This window comes from Streptomyces sp. NPDC047917, from assembly GCF_043204345.1.
Classification (GTDB): domain Bacteria; phylum Actinomycetota; class Actinomycetes; order Streptomycetales; family Streptomycetaceae; genus Streptomyces; species Streptomyces sanglieri.
Window position 1 is genome coordinate 299,197 of sequence record NZ_JBIDCA010000010.1, and the last position, 23,626, is coordinate 322,822.

The window sequence follows — 23,626 nt, forward strand, 5'->3', positions numbered from 1 at the left end:
AAACCCCCATGCACGAGCGCACGCCGTCCCCCGCCCCCTGCTGCGGCCCTTCCACCGGCCGGTCGGCCGCGCCGCCGGGGCCGTTCCGAGGCCCACTGCCTGGTCGCGAGGTCTCCACGGACGACATGGTGGCGCTGCCCGGTGGCGAGTTCCTGATGGGGGCCGACGACACCGAGGGGTTTCCCGCCGACGGCGAGGGGCCGGTGCGGGCGGTGCGGCTCAAGCCGTTTCGCATGGATGCCTGCGCGGTGACCAACGACCGGTTCGCCCGGTTCGTCGAGGCCACCGGGCACGTCACCGAGGCGGAGCGGTTCGGCTGGTCGTACGTGTTCGCCGGCTTCCTCACCGCCGCGCTGCGGCGCGGGGCCCCGCGCCCGGAGCGGACACCGTGGTGGTGCGGCGTACAGGGGGCGACCTGGCAGTGCCCCGAAGGGGCGGGCAGCGACATCGCCGACCGGGGCGACCACCCGGTGGTGCACGTCTCGTGGAACGACGCCGCCGCCTACGCGGCCTGGGCAGGCAAGCGGCTGCCGACCGAGGCCGAGTGGGAGTACGCGGCCCGCGGCGGTCTGGACCGGAAGCGCTACCCGTGGGGCGACGAGCTGGACCCGGACGGCGCCCACCGCTGCAACATCTGGCGCGGCACCTTTCCGTCGAAGAACACCGCCGCCGACGGCTACCGGGCCACGGCTCCGGCCGACGCCTTCGAGCCGAACGGGTACGGCCTCTTCAACATGTCGGGCAACGTGTGGGAGTGGTGCGCCGACTGGTGGACCACCGACCACCCTGCCACGCGTCCCCTGGTGGATCCGGCGGGCCCGGCGGCCGGGACGACGAAGGTCATCCGAGGCGGCTCGCACATGTGTCACCGCTCGTACTGCAACCGCTACCGCGTGGCCGCTCGCAGCGCCAACACCCCGGACAGCTCCAGTGGCCACGCGGGTTTCCGCTGCGTTGCGTCGGCATGAAGTCTTGACACCGCGTCTCCCCAGGGTGAACCTGAGGCGCATAGGTTCCTGCGAACATAGGCGGCGTGGATGCAGCTCGACTACGTGATCTTGGGCGTTCTGACACTGCGCCGCTTCTCCGGCTACGACCTGCGCCGGTGGATGGATGGTCCGGGCCGGTACATCGGCTACGACGTGCAGCTGCCGCAGATCTACCGCCGACTCGGCAAACTGGTGGAGCAGGGTCGGGTGGCCTTCGATGTCGATCCTCGCGAGGGCCGGCCCGACGCCAAGGTGTACCGGCTGACGGAGGAAGGCCGCGCGGCTCTGCTGGAATGGGCCCGCTCCCCGTTCGAACCGTCCTCGCGCCCCATGGACCCCGACTTCAAACTGCGCTTCGTCTTCGCCGGGCAGCTCGATCCCGGGATCGCGCTCGACGTGGTCCGCACGGAGTTGGCGTACCGGATCGAACACCAGGCGACCTCGCCGGCCTTGCCGTTCCCCGACCCGTACGACCCGCAGATTCCTGAGCTGGACGCCGACTGGGCCCGTGAGACCCACACCTTGGCCCACGAGCACGGCTACGCGTTCGGCGCCTCGTACATCGCCTGGCTCCAGCTCACCCAGGCACGCCTCGAAGCGCGTGTGAAGGCTCGCGACAACGGCTGACCCTGCCCGGCGCCAATGCTTCATCCGCGCCGGTCGCCCCACCGGCGGCGGGCGGTCACCCCTCCCTCCCGGCATTGACGCGTGCTCGTGCCGAGCCACGCGCCAATCCTGCGTGTGCCGGGGGCACAGCCGCACGACGTTCCGGGGCCCGCTCTGTCATGAGGCCCCGCATCTCCGCATCTCCGCGTCCCCGCATCAGCTCCCGGCACCCACAGGAGTCGCAGCATGCCGACCGAAGCAATACCCCCTGCACCGGCACAGGTCCGCAAACCCCCCGCAGCCATGGCGGAGCAGCCGCGGCGCGGACACCAACTCACCCTGCTCGGCGGCCTCCTGAGCGCCGACAACGGTGAGTCCAGCGTCGTCTCGGTGCTCTTTCCCGCCTTGCGCACCGCACTGGGACTCCCGCTCGCCGCACTCGGTCTGCTGGGGGCGGTCGGCAAGCTGGCGGGCATGGTCACCGCCCCCGTCTGGGTGGCCGTGGCACAGCGCTACTCCCGCACGACCGTGCTGGCGGTCTGCTCCGGTCTGTGGGGGGTGTGGACGATCGCATCGGGATTCGCGCAGAACTACGTGCAGTTGCTGATTCTGTTCGGCATGGCCGCCGCGGGCGTCGCGGGCGGTGCCCCCCTGGCCAACGCGCTCCTGGCCGACCTCTACGACGACCGGACGCGCGGCCGTGCCACCGGATATCTGTACGGTCTGGCCGCCCTGGGCTCGGGGCTCGCCGGGCCGCTGCTCGGTCTGCTCTCCGATGTCGAGGACGGCTGGCGCTACGGCTTCTTCATAACGGGTTCGATCCAAGTCCTGTTCGGCGTCCTGGCGTTGCTGTTCCTGCGCGACCCCGGCGTGGGGGCCGGTGAACCCCAGCTCGCCGCCATGAAGCGGACGGCCGGCGTGAAACGTCCGCTGAGCTGGGCGAGCGTCCGGCATCTGCTGCGCAACCGCACCCTGCTGGTGATGTACGCGCAACGCCTGACGAACGGCCAGTTCGTCCTGCTGAGTTTCGGTGTCACCTTCCTCGTGGACGTACGGGGCTTCAGCAACGCCCAAGCGTCCCTGGTCACCGTGCCGTACGCCCTCGCGTATCTTGTCGGCACCCTCCTCGGCGGGCTGGTCACCGACCGGGTGCACCGGCGCGATCCGAGGACGGGCCGGGTCATGATGATGCAGATCGTCATTGTCGCCTACGGGCTGATCGGCTGGTTCGCCACCCAGGTCGCCTGGTCGTCCCTGGCCGTGTACTTCGCGCTGTTCGGCGTGCTCGCCGCTCTTCAGGGCTGCAACCCGGGCATCAACCGGCCCATCGTCATGTCGGTCGTCGCACCGGAGTTGCGCGGTGCCGCCTTCGCCCTCATGTTCTCCGCCGAGGCAGCCGCCTGGGCCTTGACCATGTTGCTCGTCGGCTACCTCGGTGACGCCTTTGGTCTTGAGACCGCGTTCCTGTGGATCGTGGTCCTGCTGGTGCTGGCCAACGGTGCGCTGGTGTCCTTCCTCTACCGGACCTGTCCGCGCGACGCTGCGGCTCTGACGGACGAACTGGACCGTCGGGCCGCCGCCGGCCGGGACGACGCCGACGGGTGAGACAGCACCGTCACCGAGGTCAGGCACCTGTCTGGGCAGCGGCGGCACGGCCGGCCCGGCGGCCGGTGAAGAGGCAGCCGCCGAGGAAGGTGCCTTCCAGGGCGTTGTAGCCGTGGGCGCCGCCGCCCCCGAATCCGGCCACCTCGCCGGCGGCGTAGAGACCCTCGACGGGCCGGCCGTCGTGGCCGAGGGCCCGGGAGTCGAGGTCGGTCTGGATGCCGCCGAGGGTCTTGCGGGTCAGGACATGGAGCTTCACGCCGATGAGAGGGCCGGCGGCGGGGTCCAGGATGCGGTGCGGGGCGGCAGCACGGCCGAGGCGGTCGCCGAGGTAGCGGCGGGCGTTGCGGATGCCCTGGATCTGGGAGTCCTTGCTGAAGGGGTTGGCGATCTGCAGGTCCCGGGCCTCGATCTGGCGTCGGATCGCAGCCGGGTCGAGGAGCGGCTCGTCGGTCAGGCGGTTCATTCCGGCGACGAGTTCGTCGAGTGTGTCGGCGACGACGAAGTCCTCGCCGTGGCGTTTGAACGCCTCCACGGGTGCGGGCGCCCCCTTGCCGAGCAGCCGGGCACGGAGGAAGGCGGCACGGTCCTTGCCGGTGATGTCGGGGTTCTGTTCCGACCCGGACAGGGCGAACTCCTTCTCGATGACCTTCTGGGTGAGAATGAACCAGGAGTGGTCATGGGCGGCGATGTCCGGTGTGGTGCGCAGGTGCCGGAGGGTGCCGAGGGTGTCGTAGCCGGGCAGACAGGGGTCCGGCAGACGCCGGCCGAGGGCGTCGAACCACATCGGGGAGGGGCCGGGCAGGACGCGGATGCCGTGGCCGGGCCAGATCGGGTCCCAGTTGCGCAGCCCTTCGGTGTAGTGCCACATGCGGTCGCGGTTGACCAGCCGCACGCCGGCCGCCGCGCTGATGCCGAGCATGCGTCCGTCGACGTGGGCGGGGACGCCGGTCACCATGTGAGCGGGCGGAGTGCCGAGGCGGTCGGGCCAGTGGCGCCGTACGAGGTCGTGGTTGGCGCCGATGCCGCCGGTGGTGAGGACGACGGCCTGTGCGGTGAGTTCGAACTCGCCCACGACGTCCCTGCTGGAGGCCGACCCGCGCGGCGAACGGTCATCGGCCAGCCGTGCACCCCTCACACCCTTGACCGTGCCGGCTTCGACGAGGAGTTCGTCCACGCGGTGGCGGTGGTGGAAGGTGAGTTCGCCGTCTGCCGCGGCTTCCTGGGCGCGGCGCACGAAGGGCTCGACGACACCGGGGCCGGTGCCCCAGGTGACGTGGAAGCGGGGCACGGAGTTGCCGTGTCCATCGGCCCGGAGGTCGCCGCGTTCGGCCCAGCCGACGGTGGGCAGGAAGGACAAACCGTGGCCGGTCAGCCACGAGCGCTTCTCACCGGCTGCGAATTCGACGTAGGCGCGGGCCCAGCGGACCGCCCAGGAGTCCTCGTCGTCGAGCCGGTCGAACCGCGCGCTGCCCTGCCAGTCGTTCCAGGCCAGCTCGCACGAGTCCTTGACGCCCATGCGGCGCTGTTCGGGTGAGTCGACGAGGAAGAGACCGCCGAACGACCAGTGCGCCTGGCCTCCGAGGTCGGTCGGCCCTTCCTGGTCGACGAGGGCGACACGCCGTCCCCGTGCGGTGAGTTCGTGTGCGGCAACCAGACCGGCGAGGCCGGCTCCGACGATGATGACGTCGGCGTCCATGGATCTGTCTCCTTCTTCCGCCGCTGTGGCCAGGGCGGAGGGTGCGGTGGGGTGCTGTGGGACCGGCCGTCAGGTTCCGGTCCCACAGCGGTCGGTGGGGCGGTCAGCCCGTGATGTGCAGTTCGGTGGAGAGGCCGGGTGCGGTCGCGTCGTGGGCGGCGTGGACGGTGTAGCGGCCGGGGAGAGTGGCCCAGGAGCCGGACGTGGTGTCCCAGGTCTGGAACGCGCGCTCCGGCAGGGTGACGTCCGCCTCGGTCGTCCGGCCGGGGCTCGCGGTGAAGGAAGCGAAGCCGGCCAGCCACCGTTCGGGGCGCCGGGGCCCGCCGGCCGGTGTGGCGTCCGGGGGGCTCACATAGATCTGGACGACGGCGCGGCCGTGACGGCTGCCGGTGTTGCGGGTCCGGACGCGTACGGTGCGGGCATCGACGAGCTCGATGTGTTCGTACTCCCAGCTGGTGTAGCCGAGTCCGAAACCGAAGGGGTACGCGGGCTCGCTGTCGTGTCGCTGCCAGGCCCGGTAGCCGATGAACATGTCCTCGGAGTAGCGCAGGACACCGGCTCGCGGGGTGACCTCTCGGACAGGCGCCTCCTCCAGACGGCCGGGCCAGGTGGTGGGGAGCCGTCCGGTGGGTTCGGCATGGCCGAGGAGGACATCGGCGAGGGCGGCGCCGCCCTGCTCCCCGGGGAACCAGGTCACGAGGACGGCGGCGACGTCGTTCCGCCAGGGCATCTCGACGGGGGCGCCCGCGTTGACCACGACGACGGTGCGCGGGTTGGCGGCGGCGACGCGGGCGACGAGTTCGTCCTGTCGTCCCGGAAGGCGCAGACTGCTGCGGTCGAAGCCCTCGCTCTCCACGGTCTCGGTGGTGGCCACGACGACGATCGCGGTGCCGGCGGCCGTCGCCGCGGCCACCGCCTCCTCGATCAACTGGTCGTCCTCGCCGACGGGTTCACGGTGGGCGAGCCCGAAGGTCACGCCCCGCAGAGATCCGTAACTCATCTTCGGCGCCGAGGCCAGGAGCCTGACCTCGACCGGCACCCCGGCAGGGAGGTCCGCGACACCGCGCTCGACCGGGGGGCCGGTGATGGCGGCGAGGGGGTCGGCGTCGGCCGGGCGGTGGACGCCGTCGAAGAGCGTCGCGCTGCCGACGGTGAGGCGGAAGGCGCCGAGACCGCGGGTGCCGAACGTGTGCAGCCCGCCGGTCCGGGGGACGAAGGTGCCGACGATCTCAACGGTGTCCAGCGCGTCGAAGTCGGCGCCGCCGGGCAGGGTTTCGGCCATCCACCGGATGCGTCCGTCCGGCAGGGGCTGGTCCGCGAGCACGGTCCCGCGCGCGTCGCGGAGGACCGCGCGCAGGGCGAAGCCCTCGGCGGCGGGGGAGAGACCGTCACTGAGGTCGGCGCCTCGGACCCAGGTGAGCGGGATGCCTTCGGGCAGGGCGGCCCGCAAGCCCTCCAGCGGTGAGACGACGGCCCCGGGGAAGACGGTCGCGGAGCCGCCGCCCAGGACGCGGGCGTGGCGGGCGGCGTGGCCGATGAGCACGATGCCGCCGATCCCGGCCGGGTGCAGGGGCAGGATGCCACCGATGCCGGCCGGTTTCAGGGGCAGGATGCTCTGTCTGTTGTGGAGCAGGACGAAGGAGCGGGCGGCGATCTCGCGGGCGCACGCCGTCCCGTTGACCGGCGCGGGCCTGCGGGCGGCAGGGACGGCCGGTTCGGCGCCGGCGAGGAGCCCGAGCCGGGCGGCGAGCAGCAGGACACGGCGCACGGCGGCGTCGACGGTCGCCTCGGCCACCTTCCCCGCGCGGACGGCTGCCGCGAGCGCGGGGCCGAAGACGGTCTGCGGACCGGGCATCGCCACGTCGAGACCGCCTTCGACGGCCCCCACGGTGTCGCGGGCGGCCAGCCAGTCCGAGACGACGACACCGTCGTAGCCCCATTCCCTGCGCACCACGTCGACCTGAAGGGCACGGTGCTCGGTCATGGTGGAGCCGTTGACCGAGTTGTATGCGGACATGAGCAGCCACGGGTGCGCGGTGGCGATGATCTCCTCGAACGGGGCCAGATACAGCTCTCGGAGCGTGCGTTCGCCGACGTGATTGTCGACAGTGAAGCGTTCGGTCTCCGCGTCGTTGGCGACGAAGTGCTTGAGCGTCGCGGCGACACCGCTCTCCTGCACGCCGGTGACGTAGCCGGCGCCGATCCGGGCGGTGAGCAGCGGGTCCTCGGAGTACGCCTCGAAGTGCCGGCCGCCCAGCGGGGAGCGGTGCAGGTTGATCGTCGGGGCGAGCAGCACGTGGACGCCCTTGCGGTGGGCCTCCTGGGCCAGGACGCGCCCCGCCCGCCGGGCGAGCTCCGGGTCCCAGCTGGCGGCGAGCGCGGTCGGGCTGGGCAGCGTCAGAGACGGATCCTCCGGCGCCCAGCCGGAGCCGCGCACGCCGACCGGCCCGTCGGACATGACGAGGGAGGCGAGCCCGATCTCGGGCAGGGCGGGCAGGGACCACAGGTCCTGGCCGGCCAGCAGGCGGGCCTTGGAGTCCAGGTCGAGACGGGCGAGCGCCGCCTCGACCACCTTGCTGTTGGTGGGGTCGTCCGGGTATGCGTCGGTGGTCACGTCACCGGGAATCGCCATGGTGGTGTGCTTCCTCGTAGGGCTGGTCAGGGCCGGGGCACGCCGCGTCGTGCGGCGGCTCCCGGGACGGGGAGGTCGACGGCCGGGAGCCGGGGATCGGCATCGGCGGGGATGACGTCCGCGGTCTCGACCAGCCACCGCAGGATCGCGTCGTGCATGCGCTGCTGGACCGCGGCGTGTTCGGGCCGGCCCGCGAGGTTGACCCGCTCGTGCGGGTCCTCGCCGCGCGCGTACAGCTCGGGCTCTTCGTACAGGCGCCACACGTACGTCCACTTCCGGTCACGTACGGCGACGGCCTTGCCGGCAAGGGTGGGATCCGTGTGCTGGAGGGCCGACTTACGGTCGTAGGGGAAGGCGGCATACTCCATCCGGGGTTCCTCGGCGACGGTGAATCCGCCCTCGGTGAAGGCGAATTCACGGTGCGGGGCCGACGAGTCCTTCAGGAGCGGGACCAGACTGCGTCCGAAGTGGGAGTGCGGGGCCTCGACACCGGCGAGTTCGAGCACGGTGGGCAGGATGTCGACGAGCTCCACCATCTCCTCGCAGACCTCATCGCGGCCGAGCCCGAGGCCAGGGCCGCTGATGATGAGCGGGTCACGGGTGATGCAGTCGTGCATGGCCGATGGCCACTTCTCGATCAGCCCGTGGTCCCCGAGGTACTCGCCGTGATCGGCGAAGAACAGCGTCACCGTGCGGTCCGCCGCGCCCGCGCCGTCGACGGCCGCCAGTACGCGCCCGAGGTGGTCGTCGAGGCGGGACACCATGCCGTGGTAGGTGGCCGCGACCTCACGCCACTGCTCGGCGGTGACCTCGCCGAGTTCGTACTGCTCGCGCAGGGCGGCCATGAACCGCGGCTCGCGTGCCGGATCGCCCGGTGGTACCGGGTCGGGGACGGTCGCGCGGTCGGTCTGCGAGTACCAGGGTTCGGGGACCTGGAAGGGGCAGTGCGGGGCGACGAGGGGAACGAAAAGGACCCACGGAGCCGGCGGAGGTTCGCGCAGCCACTCCTCTGCGGTGCGCACGGCGGCCTCGTCGGGATCGACACGCCCGTCGTCCGGGACGAGACCGCGGTAGAAGAGCCGGGACCAGACGCCGTCGGGGTACTCGCCGCCGAAGCCGACGGTCGGGGCGACGGAGAAGCCGTACTCGTGCACGCTCGCCTCGGTGACACCCGGGGCGAAGGTGTCGCCGCGGGCTCCGGCCCAGGTGACGTGGTAGCCGGCGTCCTTCAGGATCCTGAGCAGATTCGGCTCGTGGGCCTTCAGTAGATGGGTCAGGGTGCGGTGGCCCGCGGTGTGCGGGTAGAGGCTGGTGAGGAACGAGGCACGGCTGGGCGAGCACACCGGGTGCTGTACGTACGCCTGCGTGAACCGGGTGCCGCGGGCGGCGAGGGCGTCCATGTGCGGGGTGCGGGCGTGCGGGTTTCCGAACGCGCCGACCGCGTCTGCGCGCAGTTGGTCCGGCACGAAGATCACGAAGTTGGGGCGGGACACGTGGGGGCCTTTCCATGAGGGGGACCGGAAGGTGTGAGGGGTCAGCGGACGGAGCGGATGCGCTGGTTGCACACTGCTCCGATCAGGCCGATGGCCGCTCCGCCGAGGAAGAAGGCCGCGTAGTTCTCCCCGTCGCCGACGGCGAGGAAGAGCGGGGCGACGGCGGGAGCCACCGACTGGGGAAGTACCTGGGCCAGGTGGAACACGCTCATGTCCTTGCCGGTGTCGGCACGCGACGGCAGCACCTCGGCGACCAGCGCCAGATCGACGGCCAGGTAGCAGCCTCCGGCGATGCCGGCGATCGCGGTCGCCACGAGATACCAGCCGAGGGACGGCGCGAACGCGGCCATGACGTGGGCCAGCGCGAGCACGACCGCCGAGAGGAGGACGAAGGGCTTCCGTCTGCGCAGTCGGTCCGACAGCGCCCCGAAGACCACGCTGGCCAGAACCACGCAGACGGCGTTGACCAGCAGAGCCTTGAACACGACGCCCCCGATGGCGTCCTCGTCGTATCCGAAGCGGTCCATGAGGAAGTACGTCTGGTAGCTGCTCAGGGTCACGTTGCCGAAGCCGACCAGGAAACGGGAGAGCCAGGCCCACGCGAAGTCGGGCTTCTTGCGGGGGTCGACCCAGTAGGCGCGCAACCAGGTACGCCACGTCAGCGGAGCGCGCCGGGCCTGCGCAAGGCGTCGGTCCGGCAGGACACGCAGCAGGACACCGGCGCCCACCAGGCACAAGAGGGCGGGGATCAGGAGGGCGGCGGTCAGGTTGGGCAGCAGCGCCTGGACGAGGAAGGCGCCGCCCGCGACGCCGAGTTGGGTGGTCAGACCGGCGAGCGCGGTGACCCGGCCGAGCTGGGACGGGGGAACCTGATCGGGAATGACGGGATTGAGGCCCGCCAGCAGGATGTTGAACGTCAACTGCGTCAGTGCCCAGGCGAAGACGAGCATGCCCGTGTTTGCCGCGGTGGCGAGCAGGACCAGGCTGACTGCGCCGGACACGGCGCCGAGGGCGATCCATGGGCGCCGCATACCGAACCGGCTCGTCGTCCGGTCGGAGAGGAGCCCGAAGACGTTCTGACCGAGGAGCGCGACGACGGCACCGACGGCCAGAACCGTCGACAGCACCGCTGCCTTGTCGTCGGGCGCGATCTGCTGCACCCGCAGCGCGAGCGTGATCTGGACGGCGGGGAGCAGAGCCAGCCAGGTGCCGAAGTACGCACCGGTCAGGGCAACGATGAAGCCGGCCCCGACACGGGGCGGCTGCGCCGCCGACGCGGGGCCTGCGAGAGCGGCTGCGCCGCCGGTGGCAGGCGTTGCGGGTTCGACCGTGTCCATGCGGACACCTCCGTTGCTCGGCGGGGATCGGGCCGGGGCGCGTGGCGGACGGGAACAAAAGAGGTCGGCTGCAGCCCGGAAGGACAACAGGTGGACACGTGTCCACCTTGGTCGTTCGTCAGCGTGACACGTGAATGAACGCAGAAACAAGAGCAAGCAGGTGAGATTCTTGCCCTCGACTCGTAAGATGGGTGACAACAGGATGGACACGTGTCCGGCTCGTTTTCGTGGCGGGCCGTCCTGGCCTGACGGCCGCGCTGCGGCCGCCGCGACCGAACAGGAGCCGACCGAACGTGAGCCCCGCCCAGCGCCGCCCGACGAGCGCGGATGTCGCCCGACTCGCCGGGGTCTCCCGCACCACCGTGTCCTCGGTCCTGAACGACGACCGGGACCGGCCCATCGGTGACGAGACCCGGCGCCGGGTCCTTGCCGCCGTACGTGAACTCGGCTACACCCCGCATGCCTCGGCCCGGATGCTCCGAGCGGGCCGCAGCAACATCGTGCTGCTTCCCATGCCGCGCCTTCCGCTCGCCCCCGCGCGCACCACCTACCTGGAGATCCTCGACCGGGAACTCACCACGCGCGGTCTCACGCTGCTCATCCATGGCGACCGTGAGGCGAGCGGAGTGGCCGGAGCGCGCCTGTGGGCCGAACACCGGCCCGCCGCCGTGCTCGTGGCGGCCGACCGATGCCCCGAGGAAGCGGTGCGACTGCTCCGGCAGGCAGGCGTCGACCACGTTCTCCTCGAAGCCCGCCGCCCCCTTTCCTACGCGACGACGATCGTGGTCGACAGCGTCTCGGTGGCCGAACTCGCCGCCCAGTACCTCCTGGACCGAGGGCACCGCCGGCTTGCCTGCCTCGTTCCCGGCGGCGACATCGCCGCCCTCGCCCGTGACCGATTCGACGCCGTGACGACGGTCGCGGGAAAAGCGGGCGTACCGGTCCAACGGGTCGACTGCGCCCTGACGACCGACAGCCTCGCGGCGACGGTCGGCATCTGGCGCGACCCCCATCGGCGGCCGGACGCCGTCTACAGCTACAACGACGAGTTCGGCCTCGTCCTCATCCAGGCCCTGACCGACGCCGGCCTTTGGGTGCCGGAGGACATCGCCGTCATCGGCACCGACAACCATCCGCTCGGCGCTGCCCTTCGTCCCGGCCTCACCACCACCTATCTGGACCCCGTGGAAGGCGCTGTCGCGGTCGCCTCCTCGATAGAGCGGCTTCTCGGCGGCGAGGAACTCGACCCCGGCCTCGCTGAGATCGCCCAGCCGAGAATCATCACCCGGAGCTCCGCTTGACCATTCCCACCAAAGAGACGACAGGCGTCGTGTCCCGCCGCAGAGACGACAGGTCGCGCGCGTGTACCCGGCCCCGCGCCGACGGCCCCGGCTCCCACGGAAGCTCGCCGCACCGGTCGGCACATCCCGCGAAGCACGCACCTGGGCCGGCCCGGTGGAGGCCCGCCGCAGGGCCTCGGGCTGTCAAGCGCACGACAGTCGACGACCGGTCCCAGAAGGAAAGGGTGCAGGAGCCGCAGTTCGACGAGAAGTCCCGGGGCCCCGGATACCGCATCGGTGCGAACGAGGTCCTGCGGACGGGCTTGCGCCGGCTGGTCGTTGCCGGGCCCGTCGGCGGGAGGCAGGTCGTATCAAAGGCCGGCGGCTCTTCCTCCCGCCCGGGTCCGATCTCGTCGCCGACCGAGCCGGGCATGGCCGCGTGCCTCGCCCGGTGGCCGGCGATCGCGCTCACCGGGGGTTCCGACGGCCTGTTCCCCGTCTCGGCCCTGCACACGGTCCTGATCGACGGCGTCCTCAGCAGCTTCGCCGGCTGCGCAGTCCCGAGATCCGGATTGAGATCGACCGCCAGTTCCCGGTGCCCGTGCCCGTCGTCACGGTGACGGACGACAACGACTCGGCCTCTTCGGTCCGAGTCTGGTTGGACGTGGGCCACGGCTGGGCCGATGACCTGCGTAAGCACTACGAGCAGGTGCGGAGGGCCTGGCCGAACAAGGTGGTGGCATCGCCGCGGTCAACGAACTTCTGGCAGTGAACGGGCCGGGCGGCGCCGGCAGACGAGTGCGCATCCCAGGGCGAGGAAGACCTCCCCCATCCGGTTCCCTCACGACAGCCGGCCCCGGCCGGCTCCCACGTGACAGCCCGGAGCCGGCACCCGGTACGAACCAGCCCGGGCCCCGGAACGAGGCGTGTGAGCAGCGGCTGACGTCGTCGGAGACGGTGCGGCGGAGGCTGTACCTGGCCGGGGGGTGCCCCTATGGGGTTCGTCAAGGAATCGGGCTGCGTTCTGGCGGGGTTCGGGGCAGCATGGCGTGATGCCTGACTTGTTGTGGGATGACGTAGTGAGCTTCTTCGACCCGGATTTGATGGGGTCGCTGCCGGACGTGGTTGTTCCTGGTGCCTCGGTTGAGGACTGGCAGGCGCTTTTGGACCTCGTCAGCGTGAGCGGCTGGACGTTTCAGTACTCCGAAGGCGAGACGGTGCTGCCAGTGCCTCGGGCGGAGGCAGTTCTGTCTCGCCCGGCTGACGCTGAGAGCCCGGAGCTGAGGGTCTGGCCGGCTGCCGATGTGCTGGCGATTTTCCGGTTCTGGGCGGTGGAGGAGATCGACTTCGATGTTGATCTGCGAGAGCTCCAGGGCCAGGAGCGACTGGATGTGTTCTGCGGCTTCTTGCGGGTGGTCGGGCGGCGGCTGGGCAAGCCGGTGCTGATGGATGCCGAGGGCGGTAACCACAGTCATCCGGTGCTCGGGTTCGATGTTGAGGCCGATCAGGTGGTGCTGTTGGCGGAGCCTCTGGTCAGGTGACCGCCGCTGCTGGCCGTGGTTCGTAGAAAGTGCCGTCGCGGAGCATCGCGAAGAGGGCGTCGGCTCGGCGTCTGGCGAGGCAGAGGATGGCTTGGGTGTGGTGTTTGCCCTGGGCGATTTTCTTGTCGTAGTAGGTCCTGGATGCAGGGTCGGCCAGGGCGGCACGCGGACAGGAAGAAGGCCCTTTTGAGTTGCTTGTTGCCCCGGCGGGATGGTTGCTCACCACGGATGGAGGACCCGGAACTGCGGGTCGCCGGGGCGAGGCCGGCGTAGGCGGCGAGGTGGGCGGCGGAAGGGAAGTTACTGCCGTCGCCGACGTCGATGAGGATGCGGGCTCCGGTCCTGACGCCGATGCCGGGCATCGAGGTCAGGACCTGGGAAAGAGGGTGGGTCTCCAGGAGTTCCTCGATCCTGGCGGCCAGGATTTTGCGCTGGTCGAGCACGGCGGTCAGCGAGGTGGCGAGGCTGGGGACGATCAGTGCGGCGGCATCGGTGCCCGGGACGATGACGGTCTGCTCGTCGAGTGCGGTGAAGATGTCGTCGACCAGGCGCTCGGCCATCCTCGGGGCCTTCGGGCGTATGAGGTTGACCAGCCGTCGGCGTCCGGCCTTGCGGATCTGGGCCGGGGATCCGAACCGTTCCAGCAGCGTGAGGACGGCCGGGTGCTGGATGCGCGGGCCGATCACTCGCTCCAGGTGAGGGTGGATCTGGGTGAGCAGGCCGGGGAGTCGGTTTCCGACACGGGTCACCTCGCCCGCGAGGTCGTCGTCGAGCCCCACGATCATCTCCAGCTCGGCGACTGTCTCGTCGTCGAGTTCGATCGCCCGCAGAGTGTGGGGCATCGCGCGGGCGGCGTCCGCGATGATGAACGCGTCGCGGGCGTCGGTCTTGGCCTCACCCGGGTATAGGTCGGCGATCCGGCGCATCGTGAGACCGGGCAGATAGGCGACCCGGCAGCCCATGTCTCTCGCCACGGCGAGCGGCAGGGCGCCGATCGACGCGGGCTGGTCGACCACGACGAGCACGGTCCCGTGCTTGGCCTGGAGCTTGGCGAACACCTCGCGCAGTTTCGGTTCGCTGTTGGGCAGGCGCTTGTCGAACGCCTTCTTGCCGACCGGGGTGACGGCGGTGGCATGGTGTTCGCCCTTGCCGACGTCCAAACCGAGGTAGACGTCGATGTCACTGGTGTCGATTACGTGCGTCCGTCAGTCGTGCCCACCCGGCCGTCCGTCGGCACCGATCGCCACATCCACATTACGAAGAGCCTCCCTGCCTCCCGGAGGAGTCGGTGGTCATGCCCCTAATCAGCGGTCTGTCAGTGCTTCCGGGACCGGTGACACCACCCCCCGGGCCATACGTTCAACAGGGGGGAGCAGTCATGCCGATCCCGGAGGCCGGGAGCTCCATTGCGGGACCACGAAAAAGGTAATGGGGGGCGGGCGGATGGGCGGGGACGCGGCGTGGCCGTACGGGTCGCCGGTGTGGCGCTGCCGAGCGGCTCGGGGTCAGGATTCGGCGACGGCCTCCAGGGGGCTGAGGCGGGCGGCTCGGCGGGCCGGTAGGGCTGCGGCGAGGATGCCGACCGCGAGGGAGAGCGCGCAGGCCACGAGGAGGGTTCCCCAGGGGAGGGTGAACTCGTACTGCTTGATGGAGCCGTTGGCGAGGGAGCTGACGGCCCAGGCGCCGAAGGTTCCGCTCACCACGCCGAGGATGGTGCCGAAGGCGGCGACGGTGAGGGCCTCAAGGCGGATCATCGTGCGGATGCCGGCGCGGTGCATGCCGATGGCGCGCAGGGCGCCGATCTCGTGGGTGCGGTCGGTGACGGACAAGGCGAGGGTGTTGGCGATGCCGAGGGCGGAGATGGCGCCGCCGAGGAAGAGCAGGCCGTACATCAGGTTGATGACGATGCTCATGACACCGGACGCCTCGGCGACGAACTCGTCGCGGCTCTGGACGGTGAGGAGGGGGTTCTTGCCGGTGGCCTCCAGGAGCTCGGCCTTGGAGACACCGTTCCTGTCGGCGGCGACGAGGACCCGGGTGAAGTGCTGGCCGGCTCCGCTGTTCTCGTCCAGGCGCTGGATCTCTGTGCGGTCGCCGATGGCCGGGCCGGCGGTGGGGTTGTCGCGGTAGACGCCGATGACGGTGTAGGTCCGGATGTCGTCGCGGCCGAAGCCGGGGGTGGTCTTGGCCCGGGAGCCGGCCTTGAGACGGTGTTCGCGGGCGGTGGTCTCGGATACGGCGATGGCACCGGTCTTGAGGCCCTTGAGGGAGCCGGAGACGAAGTCGAGCTTCATCACGTTGTCGAGACCGGCGGGATCGACACCGGTGACGCTCAGATTGTCGCCGCCGAGGAGGATCTGCCCATCGGCGACGGCGCTCGCGCTGCGCACACCCGGGGTGCCGGCGATCTTGCGGGCGGTGGCCTGATCGATGCCGGTCATCTGGCCGGCGGTGATCAGGTGGTCGGCGGTGAGGCCGGCGGCGGCCTGGCGGTCGAGGGCCTGCGTGCTGGAGTGGGCGATGGTGGCGAGGCCGGCGACGAGGGCGGTGCTGACGATGACGGCGGAGGCGGTGGCGGCGGTGCGGCGCGGGTCGCGCAGGGCGTTCTCGCGGGAGAGCCGGCCGGCGACGCCGAAGCGAGTGGTGAGCTTGCCGCCGGCCCGGATCATGGGGACTGCCAGGGTCGGGGCCAGCATCAACAGGCCGACGATCAGGCCGAACGCGCCGAACACGGCGTTCTGGAGGTTCTCGTCGGAGGCGTCCTCGGCTCCCGAGAGGGAGATCAGCAGGGCGGCGCCGCCGAAGGCGAGGAGTCCGCCCGCGATGGCCCGGTAGCGGGAGGCGGTGGCGGACGGCGGCTGGTGGATGGCCCGCAGCGCCTCGACCGGCGCGATCTTGGACGCCTTGCGGGAGGGGAGCCACGCGGAGAGCACGGTGAGGCCGACGCCGACGAGGAGCGCGGCGGCGATGGGCGTGGCCCCGATCACGAGGGGCCCGGTGGGAGCGGCGCTCCCGTCGATGGTCATCAAGTGGGGCATCGCGGCGGCGAGGGCGAGACCGAGGGCGAGGCCGAGGGCGGAGGAGAGCAGGCCGACCAAACCGGCCTCGACCAGCAGGGAGCGGATCACCTGGCGGCGGGAGGCACCGATGGCCCGCAGCAGGGCGATCTCCCGGCTCCGGCGGGCCACCAGCATGGTGAAGGTGTTGACGATCAGGAACGAGCCGATGAAGAGGGCGACGACGGCGTAGATCAGGGCGACCTTCTCGTTGCCACGGACCAGGACGCTGACGTAGCGGTCCTGTTGGGCGACGAGGTCGCTCGCGGTGGAGGTCTCGACCCGGTCTGCGCCGAGTGTGTCGGTGACGCGCCTTGCCAGGTCGAAGTCACCGGTGCCGGGCTTGGCCGTCAGGTCGATGGACGAGTAGGCGCCGGGCTGCCCGAACATGTCGCGGGCGGTGGCCTTGTCGAAGAGGGCGAGGGTGCCGGTGCCGGAGCTGACACGGGTGTCCTTGGTGGTGACGATGCCGACCAGCCGCTTGTGCATGACGGGGCCGTCGGTGGCGAGGGTGACCGTGTCACCGATCTGGTGCTTGCCGCGGGCGGCGGTGCCGGCGTCCAGGGCGATCTCGTCGCCGGTGCGCGGTGTACGGCCCTGGGCGATCGGGAAGCGGGGGTCCTTGCCGCCGGGTCCGGGGATCCAGGCGTCGGCCAGGTTGCCACCGCGCTTCGCGCTGCGCATCGGGTTGCCGTCGGCCGTGTTCAGTACGGCGGAGCCGGAGATCGAGGGCCGGACGCTGTCGACGCCGCTGATACCGGCGAGCTCGGCGACGGCCGCGTCGTCGAGCGCCGGGGGCCGGCCCCTGGGCGAGGACTCCCCGGGTCCGGGGGGCATGGGGCTGACGCGGACGGAGAGGTCGGCGAGGTTCTCGGAGGCGGCGGCGCGGTTGGCGGCGGTGGAGGTCTCGCCGAATACCAGGGCGCCGCTGACGAAGGCGACGCCGAGGCAGAGGGCGAGCACGGTCATGACCAGGTGGGCTTTGTGCGCGAGGACGTTGCGCAGGGCTGCTTTCAGCATGTGTGTGTCCGGGGCGTGAGAGGGCGGAAGGGGGAGTGCGACGTGAGCGGACCCCGGGGCGGGAGCACCGGTGGGACGGCCCGGTCAGCTGGTGCGGCCCCGGGCGTCGAATTCCTTCATGCGGTCCAGGACCCGGTCCGGGGTGGGCTGCCGCATCTCGTCCACGAGCCGGCCGTCGGCGAGGAAGACGACCCGGTCTGCGTAGCCGGCGGCCACCGGGTCGTGTGTCACCATCACCACCGTCTGGCCGAGTCGCCGCACCGATTCCCGCAGGAAGCCCAGGACCTCGGCACCGGCCCGGGAGTCGAGGTTTCCGGTGGGCTCGTCACCGAAGACGATCGCGGGCCGGGAGGCCAGGGCCCGGGCCACGGCCACGCGCTGCTGCTGGCCGCCGGAGAGCCGGCTGGGGCGGTGGTCGAGGCGACCGGACAGGCCCACCATGTTCACGACCGTCTCCAGCCACTGGCGGTCGGTTTTACGGCCGGCGATGTCCGTGGGGAGGGTGATGTTCTCCACCGCCGTCAGGGTGGGCAACAGGTTGAACGCCTGGAAGATGAACCCGATCCGGTCCCGGCGCAGTTCGGTGAGCTGCCGGTCGTTCAGGCGGCTCAGCTCGGTGGTGCCGATCCGCACCGAACCCGAGGACGCCGAGTCCAGGCCGGCGACGCAGTGCATCAGGGTCGACTTGCCCGAGCCCGAGGGGCCCATGATCGCGGTGAACTCGCCCTCTTCGAAGGAGATGCTCACCCGGTCCAGGGCGACGACTTGTGTGTCCCCGCTGCCGTACACCCTCGACAGGCCGGATGTGCTCGCGGCGAGAGGGGCCGCCGGCCGGCGTGGAGCGGAGGAGCCCGCGTACGGGGCGTGGTGCGGGAAGGACATCGGCGACATGGACACACTCCGGCACAGGGGTGAGAAGAGGACGGTCGGGTGGCCCGGGGCCTCCCCGTCAGGGGAGAGCGCTTGGCATCCGGGGGCACCCGGCCGGGAACGCTTACCATCATCACCCTGTCTGACCTGCGAAGACATCGTCCTCAGGCGGTGGTTTCGCCTCTGTCGCCGGACAGAGGCGATCCAGGGGAGTGGTGGTCCGTCTCCCTCTCCAGGACGACCGGTGTCTCTGTCGAAGGATGGAGTCCCTCCCGGCGCGCCGGGGCGTACGGGATGGGCCGGACGACTCGGGGAGTGCCCGAGGGCAGTGTGAAAGCCGGATCAGTGGACGAGACCGGTGCGGTGGGCGAGAACGGCCGCCTGGACGCGGCTGGTGGTGTCGGTCTTGGCGAAGATGGCGACCACGTGGGTTTTGACGGTGCCGATGGTGATGTGGAGCCGGCCGGCGATCTCCTGGTTCGACAAGCCCTCACCGATGAGTCTCAGGACTTCACGTTCCCGGCCGGTCAGGCGAGCAATGCGTTCGTCGGTGGGGCCGGGAGCCGTCCCCTGGCGCGCACCGCTCAGCATACGGGCGACGACGGTGCCGGTGACCTGCGGGGACAGTACGGAGTCCCCGGCCGCCGCCGCGCGGACCGCTCGGATCAGTTCCTCGGGCCCTTCGTCCTTGAGGAGGAACCCGGCCGCGCCGTCGCGCAGCGCGGTCAGCACGTTGTCGTCGGTGCCGAAGGTGGTCAGCATCAGCACCCGCGGTGCAGGATCCAGGGCCAGCAGTGGGGCGACGGCGGCGAGCCCGCCGTGAACGGGCATGTAGATGTCGAGGAGGACGACATCGGGGCGGTGGGAGGCCGCCTCCGCCACGGCCTGGCGGCCGTCGGCGGCTTCGCCCACGACCTCGATGCCGTCGGCGTGGGAGAGGATCATCCGCACGGCGGCCCGGATCATCGTCTCGTCGTCGGCGAGCAGGACACGGATCGGGACGGTCGGGGTGGTCATGGGCTCTCCCAGGGGACTGGCTCGCGCACTGTGGGGGCGGCGAAGGGGGCGATGGCTATCAGCCGCTGATGGATGTCGAAGCAGTAGCGGACCAGCGGGAGGGTGTCGGTCGGCCGGTCGTCGGGGCGCGGGCCGAAGGTGTAGAGGCAGCCGGCCGCCGCGGCGGGCCGGGCGGGTTCCCGGCCCGCGGCGGCGGCGCGCGCACCCTGGGAGTCTCTGGGGCCCGTGGCATGGAACTCCTCCAGCGTCATGCCGATCCTGGGCTGTTCCGGAGGGGCCTGTGGGCCTTGCGGGGAGTAGGAGAACCCGATCCCCGCGAGGATCAGCGCGGTCACCGCGGCCAGTCCCCCGCCGAGCACGAGGGCGCGGATCGCCCGAGTGCGGCGGGGCTCGGCCGGTTCCGGGACCGGGCCGCACGAGGAACACGACGGATGGGCCCCGGCCCATGGAGAGGCACCGGACCGGGTCGTGGCCGGTGAGAGGGCGGGGCGCAGCGGAAGGTCCGCGGCGAGGCGGAATCCGCCGTCGGCCGACGGCCCTGCGGTGAAGGAGCCGTGCAGTAGCCCGACGCGTTCGCGCAGTGCGGGCAGGCCCCGTCCGGTGCCGACCCCCTCGGTGATCGACCCCGGTGACAACGCGGTGTTGTGGACGGCGACCCTCACGGTGTCCTCGTCACGGCAGACCTCGACGGTGACCCCGGTGCCGGCCGCGTAGCGGTGCACGTTGGTCAGGGACTCGCGCACCACACGGTGCACCGCCCGGCGAACCGGCACCGGCACGTCCGTCAGATCCGGCCCCGTCCACTCCAGGGCGACATCGACCCCACCCGCGTGGGACTGGGCGACCAGTTCCCCGATGTCGGCCCGGGTGCCGATCTCCTCGGTCAACGCGGCCTCGGCCTGCGTGTTCACTCCCAGCGGGTCGAGGACGCCCAGCGCCTGCCGAAGCTCGCGCAGCGCGTCCTTGATGGTGCTCCGCACAACGGCGGCGTCCGGGCGCAGAGCGGGCGCGGCCTTGGACAGCGCGAGCTCCAGGCCACCCACGTGCAAGGAGGCCAGGCTGAGCCGGTGGCCGACCAGATCGTGCATCTCGGCGGCGATCCGGGAACGTTCCTGGGTCCGGGCCTCGCTGTCGGCCGAGGCCCGCGCTCGCTCGGCGGCGTCCGCTCGGGCCCGCAGGGCCTCCAGCAACCGGTCCGCCTGGCCGAAGACCGTCCCCACCAGGCCCGGCACCACCACCGCGGCCACCGACAGGACCAAGCCCAGGACGACCGCGTAGGTCGCACGGGCCGGGCCCGTCCACGAGGCGGTCGAGGCCACCGTCACCGTCACGACCGGCGCCACCGTGGCCAGGGCCCACAACCAGGCGTGGCGCCTGCCGGGGGACAGCAGCCTGGAAACGGTGTAGACGGCTGCGGCGGTGACCGTTCCCAGGAACGGCAGCAGGCCCACCGAAGCGGTCAACGCCACGAGGACGACCACTGGGTGGCGGCGGCGCAGCGGATAGAGCACAGCGGCGACGGGAACTGCCACCACCTGGGCACCCGGGTGCGGGAGCTGCCACTGGACTCCGGCGGCAAGGCAGAGCAGACCGGTCACGGCCGCGGCGGCGATCCCCTCCAGGCCCACACCGGCCCATCCGGGCAGACGGGCTGAGACGCCGCGCGGAACGACGTGCAGGACGCGGCTGAGCAGGGACATGACCCCAGTATCGACACACACCCCGGACACGGGCGTGACCCCCTGGAATGATTCCCCCTCTACCGAAAGACAGACCTCACCGGCCCACGGTCCCTCCGACGGACGACCTGCCGGGTCGGGCCGGAAGCGGGTGCCGATCTCTTCTTCGAGGACGGCCCGGAAACATTCGGCCGCTGCATTGCCGAAAGCAGATCCTGGTCCTGCCCGTGCTCTGCAGGCCACTCAACTCCCGTACCTCTGCCGGAGTCGCCAAAGGCGCATTCCGAGCCGCAGTCCGAGTGGAGCACGCAGCCCGGTCGCAGGCGGCCCAGGTTCGCGCCCACGTCGATGGCGCCGACGACGAGTTCGGCGCGGTGGTGATCGGACGGAACCCTCGTCTGCGGCCGGTGACAGCGCTCACACCGGCACCGCGAGTGCCGCACTTCCTGTGTAGCCCCCGGCTTCTCTCCGTTCGAGAGCGTGCCGGCCCGCCAGCGGTACTGCGACAATCTGCTGGCCGTGTTCACCGCTGCGGTTGGAGAGGTCCGAGCCCTCAACTGCCGGCCCGGCCCGAGCATGGGCCGGCGCAGGCCGACCACAGCCCCGACCACCGCAGGCCCGGGCCAACGCCCTGCTCCTGGACCACGATCCCCGACGCCGCGCCGGCACCCCGTTGTACGCACACGCCCGCAGCGTCCCCGTCCCCGCGACGGACCCTCGGAACCGGCGGCACGCCGACGACGAACTGCCCCACCGTCCCGACTGACTCGCGCGGGCCGGGCCTGGTGTACGGCCGCTTCCGAAGCGGGGCCGGAAATTCGGGACCGGAGCAGACGCCGGCCGCACCCGCCCCCGCACCTCTGCGCGCACTGCCACTGGACCGTCACAGCCGAGCAGCAGACCGCAGTTGGCCTGTGAAGGGAGATACACCGGCAACTGACTCGCCGGAAGCAACTTTTGCGCCGAAACCCGCGTCTGCCAGTGGGAACGGGAACGAACCCCGCCGACCCATACATGAACGGAGCTTTCGGTGCTCATAGGACTGCTCACCGCCGTGGCAGCATCGATCTGTTACGGCACGGGCTCCGTCCTCCAGGCCGTCGGATCACAGAAGTCAGCCCGCCGGGAGGCCGCCGCGGGCAGCGTGACCCAACACGGTGGCCCGAGCCTGTCGTCCACTGCGAAGGCGGCGATGACCTGGGAGTTCATCGTCGGGACCGTCCTGGACTTCGTCGGCTTCGGGCTCGGCGCACTGGCGGCGCGCCTCCTGCCGCTGTTCCTGTCGCAGACCGTGATCAGCGCCAACCTGGTGATCACGGCGGTGCTGAGCATCAAGCTCCTCGGCATCCGGCTCAACCGCGCCGAGCAAACCTCGATTGCCGTGGTCTGCTCCGCGCTGGTGCTTCTGGCGACGGCGGCGGGCCCGGAAGGCAGCGGCGACACCCCGATCTCCACGCACTGGTGGCTGCTCGGGATCTCGCTGCTCCTGATCGTGGGCGGCACCGTTCTCGTACGCCTGCTGGGGGCGCGCGCCGCGATCCTGGCCGGCCTGCTGTCCGGACTGGGCTTCGGCGCCCTCGGTGTCGGGGTCCGTGTGCTGAACGGCATCGACCCTTTCGACCCTGGAGCGCTGCTCTGCGACCCGGCGCTCTACGCGATCCTGGTGGCAGGCATCGGCGGCATGTACCTGCACACGATCGCCCTGCAGATCGGTTCGGTCAACGGCGCCACTGCCGCGCTGGTCGTCGGCGAGACAGTCCTGCCGGGCATCATCGGCGTGCTGTGGCTCGGGGATGCCTCCCGTCCCGGCTTCGCCTGGGCGGCGATCACCGGGTTCGTGCTCGCCGTATCGGGCGCGGTGGCAGTGGCCTGGTTCGGGTCCCCGGAAGGGCACGACACCGACCCCGAGGCGGCGCCCGTGACACCCGCCAAGGACGCCCAGACGTCAGCGGGGGTCTGACCCGGCACCGGATGCGCCGAATTCCCCAGGCTTGGCTGCCGTACGGGGGCCCGGTGGCCGAACCGACGACTCGCCTGAGCATTGTCTCTTCCGTCCGGCATCGTTGCTGCCGATAGCGGGCTCCAGGTGCTCAGTGACTGGAGTCGCGCCCAAGTGGCAACTATCTCGCCCGGCCACACCCGGGTGCCGAGGCTCGGTAGTTGTCACCGACCGCGCCGCATCGGCTGCTCAGCAACCAGGCCGGAGCAGCCGGACCGTCACCAGAAGGGCGCTGTGGTTGTCACACGCACCCGATCGCCGGCCACCAGCGGATGGCAGCGTGACTCGCGACGACCTCATTGCCCTGCGCGCGCAGCGCGGTGAACACCCGCTCCCAGGCGCCGTCGATGACCTGCATCCGCAGCCGGTTGCAGACGCCTCGCCGGTTGCCGTACTTCTCGGAGGGGGATCCACTGCGATCCTGTCTGGAACTTCCAGGCCGTCGCGTCGATCACTTCTCGGTGGTCCATCCACCGGCCACCCCGCCTCGGTGCCCGATCTGGAAGCAACAGCTCGGTTCGCGCCCACCGCGTGTCAGTCAACGGCACACACGAACAACGACCGGCGGGGCTGGTCGGCACGGCGCTGATCGTCAGGTGGTCGGCCCGGTGCGGAGCCGCCGTGCATCCCGCACGAGCGTGTACGAAGCGCTGAGGAAGATCACAGCTCCAGCCCCGATCCACAGGGCCGATGCCCCGGAGCGGTAATCACGAACCGCGAGAAACAGCAGGACCATGCCGGAAAGGACGCCGAAGGCCGAGATCAGGGCGCTGATGCGGTGAGTCACACGGACAGCATCAACGACA

The 23,626-nt window shown here is 71.0% G+C and carries 16 protein-coding genes and 2 pseudogenes; 7 read left to right on the forward strand and 11 right to left on the reverse strand.

What is annotated here, in order from left to right; all coding sequences use genetic code 11:
• Positions 1-8 precede the first annotated feature (8 nt).
• The 3 genes from ACGF8B_RS25270 (at position 9) to ACGF8B_RS25280 (ending at position 3,200) form a co-directional block, all read left to right on the forward strand.
• Positions 9-968, forward strand: a complete 960-nt coding sequence (locus tag ACGF8B_RS25270) for a formylglycine-generating enzyme family protein (protein WP_392742654.1) — start codon at positions 9-11, stop codon at positions 966-968.
• 69 nt (positions 969-1,037) lie between these two features.
• Positions 1,038-1,616: a PadR family transcriptional regulator gene (locus tag ACGF8B_RS25275; protein WP_392742657.1), complete on the forward strand. Its 579-nt coding sequence runs from the start codon at positions 1,038-1,040 to the stop codon at positions 1,614-1,616.
• 225 nt (positions 1,617-1,841) lie between these two features.
• Positions 1,842-3,200, forward strand: a complete 1,359-nt coding sequence (locus ACGF8B_RS25280; protein WP_392742659.1) for an MFS transporter — start codon at positions 1,842-1,844, stop codon at positions 3,198-3,200.
• Positions 3,201-3,219: 19 nt separating this feature from the next.
• On the opposite strand, the gene ACGF8B_RS25285 is transcribed toward ACGF8B_RS25280, so the two are convergent.
• From ACGF8B_RS25285 to ACGF8B_RS25300, 4 genes are all read right to left on the reverse strand, one after another.
• A complete protein-coding gene (locus tag ACGF8B_RS25285) occupies positions 3,220-4,896 on the reverse strand; it encodes an FAD-binding dehydrogenase (RefSeq protein WP_392742662.1) in 1,677 nt (558 codons plus the stop codon).
• A gap of 103 nt (positions 4,897-4,999) precedes the next feature.
• A complete protein-coding gene (locus tag ACGF8B_RS25290) occupies positions 5,000-7,528 on the reverse strand; it encodes a beta-glucosidase (RefSeq protein WP_392742664.1) in 2,529 nt (842 codons plus the stop codon).
• Positions 7,529-7,554: 26 nt separating this feature from the next.
• Positions 7,555-9,021, reverse strand: a complete 1,467-nt coding sequence (locus ACGF8B_RS25295) for a sulfatase-like hydrolase/transferase (protein WP_392742666.1) — start codon at positions 9,019-9,021, stop codon at positions 7,555-7,557.
• Positions 9,022-9,062: 41 nt separating this feature from the next.
• Entirely contained in the window at positions 9,063-10,358 is a 1,296-nt protein-coding gene (locus ACGF8B_RS25300) for an MFS transporter (RefSeq protein ID WP_392742668.1), read from the reverse strand.
• 293 nt (positions 10,359-10,651) lie between these two features.
• Between ACGF8B_RS25300 and ACGF8B_RS25305 the strand changes: the two genes are divergently transcribed.
• The 3 genes from ACGF8B_RS25305 to ACGF8B_RS25315 all read left to right on the forward strand — a co-directional run bounded on the left by ACGF8B_RS25305 (position 10,652) and on the right by ACGF8B_RS25315 (position 13,179).
• Complete coding sequence (locus ACGF8B_RS25305; RefSeq protein WP_392742669.1) at positions 10,652-11,659, forward strand: LacI family DNA-binding transcriptional regulator; 1,008 nt, start codon at positions 10,652-10,654, stop codon at positions 11,657-11,659.
• Between the two features lie 430 nt (positions 11,660-12,089).
• Positions 12,090-12,410, forward strand: a complete 321-nt coding sequence (locus ACGF8B_RS25310) for a DUF5959 family protein (RefSeq protein ID WP_392742671.1) — start codon at positions 12,090-12,092, stop codon at positions 12,408-12,410.
• 280 nt (positions 12,411-12,690) lie between these two features.
• Positions 12,691-13,179, forward strand: coding sequence for a hypothetical protein (locus ACGF8B_RS25315; protein ID WP_392742674.1), 489 nt, complete (start codon positions 12,691-12,693; stop codon positions 13,177-13,179).
• Here the strand turns inward: ACGF8B_RS25315 and ACGF8B_RS25320 are convergent.
• The 5 genes and pseudogenes from ACGF8B_RS25320 to ACGF8B_RS25340 all read right to left on the reverse strand — a co-directional run bounded on the left by ACGF8B_RS25320 (position 13,172) and on the right by ACGF8B_RS25340 (position 20,842).
• Positions 13,172-14,372, reverse strand: a pseudogene (locus ACGF8B_RS25320) (IS110 family transposase). The gene ACGF8B_RS25315 and the pseudogene ACGF8B_RS25320 sit on opposite strands and share 8 nt — an antisense overlap.
• A 312-nt stretch (positions 14,373-14,684) precedes the next feature.
• On the reverse strand, positions 14,685-17,255 hold the full coding sequence (locus ACGF8B_RS25325) for an ABC transporter permease (protein WP_392742677.1): 2,571 nt from the start codon (positions 17,253-17,255) through the stop codon (positions 14,685-14,687).
• A gap of 84 nt (positions 17,256-17,339) precedes the next feature.
• The gene (locus ACGF8B_RS25330; RefSeq protein ID WP_392742965.1) at positions 17,340-18,137 is read right to left on the reverse strand and encodes an ABC transporter ATP-binding protein; all 798 of its coding nucleotides are present in this window, start codon (positions 18,135-18,137) and stop codon (positions 17,340-17,342) included.
• 330 nt (positions 18,138-18,467) lie between these two features.
• Entirely contained in the window at positions 18,468-19,142 is a 675-nt protein-coding gene (locus ACGF8B_RS25335) for a response regulator (protein WP_392742679.1), read from the reverse strand.
• Positions 19,139-20,842 (reverse strand): sensor histidine kinase, encoded by a 1,704-nt coding sequence (locus ACGF8B_RS25340; protein WP_392742682.1) that lies wholly within the window; start codon positions 20,840-20,842, stop codon positions 19,139-19,141. The genes ACGF8B_RS25335 and ACGF8B_RS25340 overlap by 4 nt, the downstream gene beginning before the upstream one ends.
• A gap of 1,009 nt (positions 20,843-21,851) precedes the next feature.
• Between ACGF8B_RS25340 and ACGF8B_RS25345 the strand changes: the two genes are divergently transcribed.
• Complete coding sequence (locus ACGF8B_RS25345) at positions 21,852-22,781, forward strand: hypothetical protein (protein WP_392742685.1); 930 nt, start codon at positions 21,852-21,854, stop codon at positions 22,779-22,781.
• Positions 22,782-23,227: 446 nt separating this feature from the next.
• On the opposite strand, the pseudogene ACGF8B_RS25350 reads toward ACGF8B_RS25345, so the two are convergent.
• Together ACGF8B_RS25350 and ACGF8B_RS25355 are read right to left on the reverse strand one after the other, a co-directional pair.
• Positions 23,228-23,503, reverse strand: a pseudogene (locus ACGF8B_RS25350) (transposase); the annotation flags it as partial.
• Positions 23,413-23,607, reverse strand: coding sequence for a hypothetical protein (locus tag ACGF8B_RS25355; protein WP_392742687.1), 195 nt, complete (start codon positions 23,605-23,607; stop codon positions 23,413-23,415). The gene ACGF8B_RS25355 and the pseudogene ACGF8B_RS25350, both read right to left, overlap by 91 nt.
• Positions 23,608-23,626 lie beyond the last annotated feature (19 nt).

Coding starts and splice junctions, on each gene's coding strand:
- ACGF8B_RS25270 (WP_392742654.1), top strand. CDS start 9: ATGCACGAGCGCACGCCGTCCCCCGCCCCCTGCTGCGGCCCTTCCACC.
- ACGF8B_RS25275 (WP_392742657.1), top strand. CDS start 1,038: ATGCAGCTCGACTACGTGATCTTGGGCGTTCTGACACTGCGCCGCTTC.
- ACGF8B_RS25280 (WP_392742659.1), top strand. CDS start 1,842: ATGCCGACCGAAGCAATACCCCCTGCACCGGCACAGGTCCGCAAACCC.
- ACGF8B_RS25285 (WP_392742662.1), bottom strand. CDS start 4,896: ATGGACGCCGACGTCATCATCGTCGGAGCCGGCCTCGCCGGTCTGGTT.
- ACGF8B_RS25290 (WP_392742664.1), bottom strand. CDS start 7,528: ATGGCGATTCCCGGTGACGTGACCACCGACGCATACCCGGACGACCCC.
- ACGF8B_RS25300 (WP_392742668.1), bottom strand. CDS start 10,358: ATGGACACGGTCGAACCCGCAACGCCTGCCACCGGCGGCGCAGCCGCT.
- ACGF8B_RS25315 (WP_392742674.1), top strand. CDS start 12,691: ATGCCTGACTTGTTGTGGGATGACGTAGTGAGCTTCTTCGACCCGGAT.
- ACGF8B_RS25325 (WP_392742677.1), bottom strand. CDS start 17,255: ATGCTGAAAGCAGCCCTGCGCAACGTCCTCGCGCACAAAGCCCACCTG.
- ACGF8B_RS25330 (WP_392742965.1), bottom strand. CDS start 18,137: ATGTCCTTCCCGCACCACGCCCCGTACGCGGGCTCCTCCGCTCCACGC.
- ACGF8B_RS25335 (WP_392742679.1), bottom strand. CDS start 19,142: ATGACCACCCCGACCGTCCCGATCCGTGTCCTGCTCGCCGACGACGAG.
- ACGF8B_RS25340 (WP_392742682.1), bottom strand. CDS start 20,842: ATGTCCCTGCTCAGCCGCGTCCTGCACGTCGTTCCGCGCGGCGTCTCA.